Origin of the sequence: Methanobacterium sp. (genome assembly GCF_038562635.1) — an archaeon.
Taxonomy (GTDB): Archaea; Methanobacteriota; Methanobacteria; order Methanobacteriales; family Methanobacteriaceae; genus Methanobacterium_D.
This window is the reverse complement of record NZ_JBCFBO010000008.1, coordinates 1-5,359: the sequence shown is the minus strand read 5'-3', so window position 1 is coordinate 5,359 and position 5,359 is coordinate 1. Positions and strand designations below refer to the sequence as shown.

Here is a 5,359-nt window from a genome sequence, read left to right as displayed (position 1 = left end):
TGGCGCAGGATCTGGAGTATCACCTCAGACTTGCGCTTCGCCGTCCATCGTTGCTGCTCTGCCATATCCTCTCTCCTTGCTCAGTATATCTGGTCTGAACAAAGAGGGGGACACTGTAACATTGCTAAACATAGAATTAATAACATATCAAAAATGCTATTGACGTATACGTATGAGAAGTATATAGTATACGTGCGAGGTGGTCTATGACAACGAAACTTACTTTAACCATCGATAAAGCAATCATAAAGAGGGCGAAAACCTATGCTAAAAATAAAAATAAGAGTGTTTCTAGAATCGTAGAGGAGTATTTGAATAACATATCTTCTGGAACAACTCCAAGCGATTTTTCAAGTACCCTCGAGGCTCCGATTACTGACAGCCTTGTCGGCATGTTTAAGGATAATGGAAGAGATTACAAAGACATGCTTGATGAAAGTAGATCGGAACGATTCTTATGATCAGACGTGTTTTTGTCGATACGGATGTTGTTTTAGACGTAGCATTAGCTCGAGAACCATTTCTTGAAGCGAGTAGAATTGTTTTAACATTACTTGAGAATAATATAGCAATTGGATATATGTCCTCTAATGGGATTGCCAATCTATATTATGTTTTAAAAAAAACAGGGGAAGATGAGAACGCTCGTCGTTTCATATCAAAACTGATTCAATACATTACAGTGCTTTCAATAGATCAATCAGATATAGTAAATGGATTAAAATCAAGAATTCCTGATTTTGAAGATGCGTTGCAGCAATTTTCAGCAAATAGAAACCGATGTGATTGTATCGTCACCCGGAATACTGATGATTATAAGAATTCAATAGTGAAAGTATATACTCCGATCGAGTTTCTGAATCTATATAAAGAAAAGCTCTAACAGATGCTTCGACTTGACGCTGCCTATTGCCATGGTTTTTGCTGGAAAGTGAAAGCAAGAGAATATAAGTAGGTACAAAAACCACGCCAATGCCCACGCCAGGAGCGTGGGCCGGCATTGCAGGTTAAGCCAATGTTAGGTTCACGAAGAGTATATGACAAATATAGTGATTATAGGCACAGTACACAAAAATACAAAGAAATATACTGGTGATACTCTATATCAGATATTAGTTGATATAGAACCATCCTGTATATTGGAAGAGTTGTCAGATGAATTTTATACAGAGTCTGGTGAGTTAAAGAAGGCTAGAAATACTGAATCACAAGAGGATTATGCACTTAATAAGTATGAAAAGTTAAAGGCTATAAAGATTAAGCTATATGATATATATAACCGACAAGAACAAATTAGAAATATTCAGTTGTTTAAGAACTATAAAGATTTATTTACGGATATTAATAGGCTATTAAAGAAGAAAGCTTTATCTGAAAATGAAACAAAAATCATTAACGATGCTTATGAGGCAATGAAAAAAAGAGATCGTTTTATAAGACAAAACCAGTGTAGGAGAATTAATAGTATAGATCTTGATAAGATCATAATAGACAAAAATGCAAAATGGGATAGAGTTGTTAAAGAGGTACTCCCGTATAATGAGATATTGAAGAAATATAGTAGCTTTTGCAAAGCAGATAACAAATTTTGGGATGAAAGAACTGCTGCAATGGTTCAGAACATTTTGAACAAAAGCAAAAACGAGAGGACTGTTGTTGTTTTAGCTGGCGTAGAGCATAGACCAGAGTTATTTATGCTATTAAAGCTTGGGGAAAAGAAAAATGATATTACGATAATGGAGTATTGGGAGTACTTGGGAAGAGAAAGAAGCCTAACAAATGCTTCAACCCTATAACGCCTATTATCATGGTTTTTGCAGAACAACAATGCACAAACCACGCCAAGCCTCCGCACGTTGCTCCACAATGCGTGCTCAAGCACGGGTTTAAAGGTTAAGCCAATGTTAGGTTGGCACCTTCGGCGCCGAAAGTATCGCATATGGTGTTGTGCTAATTGGAGAATATATGGCATCAGATATTGAATTCGTACAGTATGTTTGTGAGCAAGTAAATGAGACTGGCAGAATTCGTTATAGAAAAATGTTTGGTGAGTATATGGTTTATGTGAATGATAAACCACTACTATTAGTATGTAATAATAGTGTTTATGTAAAGAAACATGAATGTCTTGTGGGATTATTGAAAGAATCAGAAAAAGGAATCCCTTATAAAGGGGCCAAAGAACATTACATACTGGATATTGATGATAAAGAAATATGTAGCGATGTTATTAATCTTATAGAACCATTAGTGCCTGTACCTCAAGCGAAAAAATAAGTTGTAAGATAGAAAAATGGAATTTATACTAACACAGGAAACGAAAAATCAAAAGAACTAACAAAAGCTAACAAAAGCTTTAACCGTGACAACGCTATTGTCACGCTTTTTGCTGGAGGGTGAAAGCAAGATTCTCCAAGCAGATGCAAAAATCACGGCAACCGCTTCGCGGAACGGGCGGCGCAATCATATTCGAAAGTATGCATCACACAAAAGCTGGAGAGTTCGATAAGCTGTTGCAATGGGAATACAAGTGGGTAATGAAATAAAATTTGAAGAAGAATAGGTTAATCAAGATGGATGCTGACTGAGTGAAAGAAATGGAAAATCGTCTATCAACTGCTTCAACCTGACTCGCCAAAATATAAAATATTACAACATAATGTGATAATGAATAACGATAAGGCTTCGTAATATTAGAAATAAATATGAAACATTTGAAAATGGTCATAGGAGTTATAACTGGATTTTTATTAATTAGTTGTACAAGTTTTAAGTATGCAGGTATAAGAACTGTTGAAAACAAGCCGGAGTGCTTAGGAGTTGTAAGTGAAGAAATTGTTTCTTATAAACCACTTGTGATTGAAAAATACCCAAATGAAGAATCTGATAAATTTATTGTGTCAATTTGTAAAGAAGTAGAAGAAAAAATTCAATATAAAATAGAATCTCATCAAGAAGAAATATATACCAAGAAAGTACTAAAGGATGGTGGGCTTGAAATTTTAGTAGTATTAGCTCCTACTGCCTTGGGATTAATTGCTGGTAAAGATTACTGGTATTATGGTGTGGCACTTTCAGCTTTAAGGAGCTTATTTCTATTAGAATCATTAAAAGATGAGTTTGATTATAGATATATAAATGGTTCAGATAAGGCTATCTACAGTTATGAGTATATTAAGAAAGTTAAACCACTCTATGGAGATGAGCTGTTAATAGAGAATCAAAAAAGTATTACATTAAACACTGATGGACGCGCAGAGTTTTCAATTAATAAAAAATATTATGATACTGGTTTTAGAATATATTGGCCTCGGAATGAAAGTAGCTATTATATTAAAAGAGTCAAGACAAAGAGCACAACTACGGCCGAATGGGTTGAAATTGCGAAGGATTTGAATTTAGTGGTAGGATCTGCAGTCACTATAGTTAAAATGATAAATACGGCGACAGCAGGAATGACAACAAAAGAAATGATAATAGCGATAATAATAGATCAGGTTCAGGGAATAGTTATTGATTGTGTAATAGAAATACTTGGTACAAAAACAACAGAGTATTATGATTGGGTTCTCATAAGAGAAAAATAGCATTATACGCCTGACAGTGGCTTTAACCATGAAAAATCCTTTGGCATGATTAAAGCGAAGCAGCAGCGCACAATACGCTCCAAGCCTTGTGGGCAGGGATTGCGGGTCAATCTGAAGGTTAGGTTGGGGTCTTCGGCGCGCGTTAATATTAAATTTTAAGAGAGAAACATGAAGTTATACTTTATACGACATGGCGATAAAGAAAGCACATCAGCAATAAATAAAATCATAGGCCATACTGATCCATCACTTACTAGGCAAGGTTTTGAGCAAGCTGAAACATTAGTTGAATATTTCAAAAATGAAAAAGTGGACTATATCTATGCTAGTGAATACTTGCGAGTAAAGCAGACGGCAAAACCATTAGCAAGAGATAAAGGTATTGCTGTAAAGATAGATAAGAGACTCAATGAGATTGATAATGGAATCGTTGAGACTATGTCTGATAAAGACATAGAAGAGCAGTATCCAGAGTTTTGGAAAGACTTCTACGAGCATAAGCATGACTGTCGGTTCCCTGGCGGCGAAACGGGGGAAGAAGTAAAAGCAAGACAAAATAACTTATTGGAAGAGATAAAGGGAAGAGATGGAACGTATGTTTTATTCTGTCATGAGGGCTATATACGAATATTGATGTGTAATCTACTAGGAATGCCAGTGTATCATCGGTACAAGTTCAAGTATGATTATTGTGGGATAACAGAAGTGATACTTGAGGATGGGGAATGGAAAGTAAAACGGTTCAATCAAATAGTAAAGTAGTAAGGCCGTAACCTGACACATGCTTTGACCTGATAATTTCTTTGGCGCGGCTTTTGCGCTTCACTCTATAGTGCTTTTTAGCCGGGAGAATACTGTATGATCCTTACTAATAAAAAACTGCTGATCATCCAAGATTTTCTTTTCATTATTATAAGCGTATTCTACATTGTCTTTAGATATACCTTCTTTAGGTCTCAAGAGACCATTAATAGCCTTTATCTCAATAATCTTATAAATATTATCTTAGGGCTAATATTCATATTATTACAGTATTTTGAAAGTTTAAAAAACATTATAAATTCTATTAACGTCTCATCAGGTTTTTTTATAGTTTATAACTTAATTCCCATATTGTTACAACAAAAAAGTATGTTTGGAGTATTTATTGTAGCAGAAATACTACTAATACTGATAAATACTTTAAACCTTATTAGGACTAATAAAGAAGAATCGGTGTATTCGATCAAAGAGAGGATTGCATATAGTAGTATCATAATAACATTTTCTATCATATTCATTTTAAGGGGAATAAGTCTAATTATTACATATGTACAAACCAAAGAACTTACTAATCAAATAGCAATAAGTATATCAGATTATATAGTATGTTCGGTATGGTTGATACTAGGCGTATTATTCTTATTTAATAAACGTATAGGACGGAATACTATTTATCCAATATATATTCATGCAACACTATTATATCTAACACTTTTGTTATATATGGCATTAGAACCTATTATCTACAAGAAGGCTTTTGATCTGGTAGGAATGATAACAATTATAATAATGTCTATATTCTTTATGCTACCGATGGTACAGATAACGAGCCGAAAGCTAGCGAAAGCTTCGACCTGACAATGCCTATTTTCATGGTTTTTGCTAACAATGTAGTGCTCCCCTCTTTTTCAGACCACTTAAGCCACTAATAGGTGCCTGACTTCGGCCGGGGTAGCATATCCAAGGGCCGAATGCGGTCGCTCCTTGTTGTAATGATCCATCCAGTCAGC

At 34.9% G+C, this 5,359-nt stretch carries 6 protein-coding genes; all 6 read left to right on the top strand.

Features of this window, described 5'->3' with window-relative positions; all coding sequences use genetic code 11:
* Positions 1-206: 206 nt before the first annotated feature.
* Complete coding sequence (locus AAGU07_RS16440; RefSeq protein ID WP_342460163.1) at positions 207-461, top strand: DUF6364 family protein; 255 nt, start codon at positions 207-209, stop codon at positions 459-461.
* Complete coding sequence (locus tag AAGU07_RS16435) at positions 458-883, top strand: PIN domain-containing protein (protein ID WP_342460162.1); 426 nt, start codon at positions 458-460, stop codon at positions 881-883. The genes AAGU07_RS16440 and AAGU07_RS16435 overlap by 4 nt, the downstream gene beginning before the upstream one ends.
* Positions 884-1,037: 154 nt before the next feature.
* Entirely contained in the window at positions 1,038-1,796 is a 759-nt protein-coding gene (locus AAGU07_RS16430; protein ID WP_342460161.1) for a hypothetical protein, read from the top strand.
* 169 nt (positions 1,797-1,965) lie between these two features.
* On the top strand, positions 1,966-2,277 hold the full coding sequence (locus AAGU07_RS16425) for a TfoX/Sxy family protein (RefSeq protein WP_342460160.1): 312 nt from the start codon (positions 1,966-1,968) through the stop codon (positions 2,275-2,277).
* A 428-nt stretch (positions 2,278-2,705) separates the two neighbouring features.
* Entirely contained in the window at positions 2,706-3,587 is an 882-nt protein-coding gene (locus tag AAGU07_RS16420; protein ID WP_342460159.1) for a hypothetical protein, read from the top strand.
* 168 nt (positions 3,588-3,755) lie between these two features.
* Entirely contained in the window at positions 3,756-4,349 is a 594-nt protein-coding gene (locus AAGU07_RS16415; RefSeq protein WP_342460158.1) for a histidine phosphatase family protein, read from the top strand.
* Positions 4,350-5,359 lie beyond the last annotated feature (1,010 nt).